This window comes from Geodermatophilus obscurus (genome assembly GCF_900115395.1).
GTDB classification, from domain to species: Bacteria; Actinomycetota; Actinomycetes; order Mycobacteriales; family Geodermatophilaceae; genus Geodermatophilus; species Geodermatophilus obscurus_B.
Genome location: NZ_FOWE01000021.1, coordinates 1 through 2,559 on the forward strand (window position 1 = coordinate 1; position 2,559 = coordinate 2,559).

Here is a 2,559-nt window from a genome sequence, read left to right on the forward strand (position 1 = left end):
GCGTCCGCTCCTTGAGAACTCAACAGCGTGCCGAAAGTCAGTGCCAAGTAGTATCCCCGTCCCGGGCTTGATGTCTGGGTGGGATTCCTTTGGTTGATTGATCGAGATCTGTCAGGTCTCGGTTCTCGGCTGGTTTCAAGCATCTACGGAGAGTTTGATCCTGGCTCAGGACGAACGCTGGCGGCGTGCTTAACACATGCAAGTCGAACGCTGATCCATCTTCGGGTGGTGATGAGTGGCGAACGGGTGAGTAACACGTGGGCAACCTGCCCCCGGCTCTGGGATAACTCCAAGAAATTGGGGCTAATACCGGATGTTCACTGCTTCCCGCATGGGTGGTGGTGGAAAGGGTTTCCGGCTGGGGATGGGCCCGCGGCCTATCAGCTTGTTGGTGGGGTAGTGGCCTACCAAGGCGACGACGGGTAGCCGGCCTGAGAGGGTGACCGGCCACACTGGGACTGAGACACGGCCCAGACTCCTACGGGAGGCAGCAGTGGGGAATATTGCGCAATGGGCGGAAGCCTGACGCAGCGACGCCGCGTGGGGGATGACGGCCTTCGGGTTGTAAACCTCTTTCAGCAGGGACGAAGCGCAAGTGACGGTACCTGCAGAAGAAGCACCGGCCAACTACGTGCCAGCAGCCGCGGTAATACGTAGGGTGCAAGCGTTGTCCGGAATTATTGGGCGTAAAGAGCTCGTAGGCGGTTCGTCGCGTCGGCTGTGAAAACCTGAGGCTCAACCTCAGGCCTGCAGTCGATACGGGCGGACTTGAGTTCGGCAGGGGAGACTGGAATTCCTGGTGTAGCGGTGAAATGCGCAGATATCAGGAGGAACACCGGTGGCGAAGGCGGGTCTCTGGGCCGATACTGACGCTGAGGAGCGAAAGCGTGGGGAGCGAACAGGATTAGATACCCTGGTAGTCCACGCCGTAAACGTTGGGCGCTAGGTGTGGGGGCCATTCCACGGTCTCCGTGCCGCAGCTAACGCATTAAGCGCCCCGCCTGGGGAGTACGGCCGCAAGGCTAAAACTCAAAGGAATTGACGGGGGCCCGCACAAGCGGCGGAGCATGTTGCTTAATTCGATGCAACGCGAAGAACCTTACCTAGGCTTGACATGCACGGAAATCTCGCAGAGATGCGGGGTGCCTTTGGCGTCGTGCACAGGTGGTGCATGGTTGTCGTCAGCTCGTGTCGTGAGATGTTGGGTTAAGTCCCGCAACGAGCGCAACCCTCGTTCCATGTTGCCAGCACGTGATGGTGGGGACTCATGGGAGACTGCCGGGGTCAACTCGGAGGAAGGTGGGGATGACGTCAAATCATCATGCCCCTTATGTCTAGGGCTGCAAACATGCTACAATGGCCGGTACAAAGGGCTGCGATACCGTGAGGTGGAGCGAATCCCAAAAAGCCGGTCTCAGTTCGGATTGGGGTCTGCAACTCGACCCCATGAAGTTGGAGTCGCTAGTAATCGCAGATCAGCAACGCTGCGGTGAATACGTTCCCGGGCCTTGTACACACCGCCCGTCACGTCACGAAAGTCGGTAACGCCCGAAGCCGGTGGCCCAACCCCTCGTGGGAGGGAGCCGTCGAAGGCGGGATCGGCGATTGGGACGAAGTCGTAACAAGGTAGCCGTACCGGAAGGTGCGGCTGGATCACCTCCTTTCTAAGGAGCACCTGGCCGGCAGTCCACTCCCTGTGGGGGTGTCTGTTGGTCCAGAGCTGTGCTCGGGCCGTGATGGCCGCCCGGTTGTGGGTGGTCACGTCGTGTCCGCAGACAGCGCTCGAGGGTGGAACGCTGACCAGTTCGGCCGCCGGCTGTTGCCGGCCTCCAGTACGGCTCTCGTGTCCTTGTGGCGCGGGGGTGGGGAACGGGGTCGGGAGGGGTGCGGGGTCGTAGGCACGCTGTTGGGTCCTGAGGGAGCGGACCCCTGCCGTGGGTGCATGCCTGCGGGGTGGGGGGCTTTCTCGTGTCGGGGCCTTCTCGGATCTCACATCGCTCGTCGTCCCTGCGGGGACTGTCCCTGCGGGGGGCGGGGTCTGGTGGGGTCGGATGGGGAGGGTCGTCCGGTTGGTCGTTGAGAACTGCACAGTGGACGCGAGCATCTTTGATTCTCTGCAAGTGCCCGCACTCGTTCCGGCTCCTTCGGGGGTGATGAGGCGGGTGTGGTGCGTGCCAGAGTTCGCGTGTTTGTAGGTTTGTGTGTGGCCAAGATGTTGAGGGCACACGGTGGATGCCTGGGCACCAGGAGCCGATGAAGGACGTGGGAGGCTGCGATAAGCCTCGGGGAGCTGCCAACCGAGCGTTGATCCGAGGGTGTCCGAATGGGGGAACCCCGCACCAGTCATGTGGTGTGACCCGCGCCTGAACACATAGGGCGTGTGGAGGGAACGTGGGGAAGTGAAACATCTCAGTACCCACAGGAAGAGAAAACAACCGTGATTCCGTGAGTAGTGGCGAGCGAAAGCGGATGAGGCTAAACCGTTTCCATGTGATACCCGGCAGGGGTTGTGGAAGCGGGGTCGTGGGACCGTCCGTGCGTGTCTGCCGGCGCGTGGGG

General features: G+C 61.3%; 2 rRNA genes. Both read left to right on the plus strand.

Features of this window, described 5'->3' with window-relative positions:
• Positions 1 to 142 precede the first annotated feature (142 nt).
• Positions 143 to 1,664: ribosomal RNA gene (locus BM165_RS23665) — 16S ribosomal RNA — on the plus strand.
• Positions 1,665 to 2,205: 541 nt separating this feature from the next.
• A 23S ribosomal RNA gene (locus BM165_RS23670) occupies positions 2,206 to 2,559 on the plus strand; the annotation flags it as partial.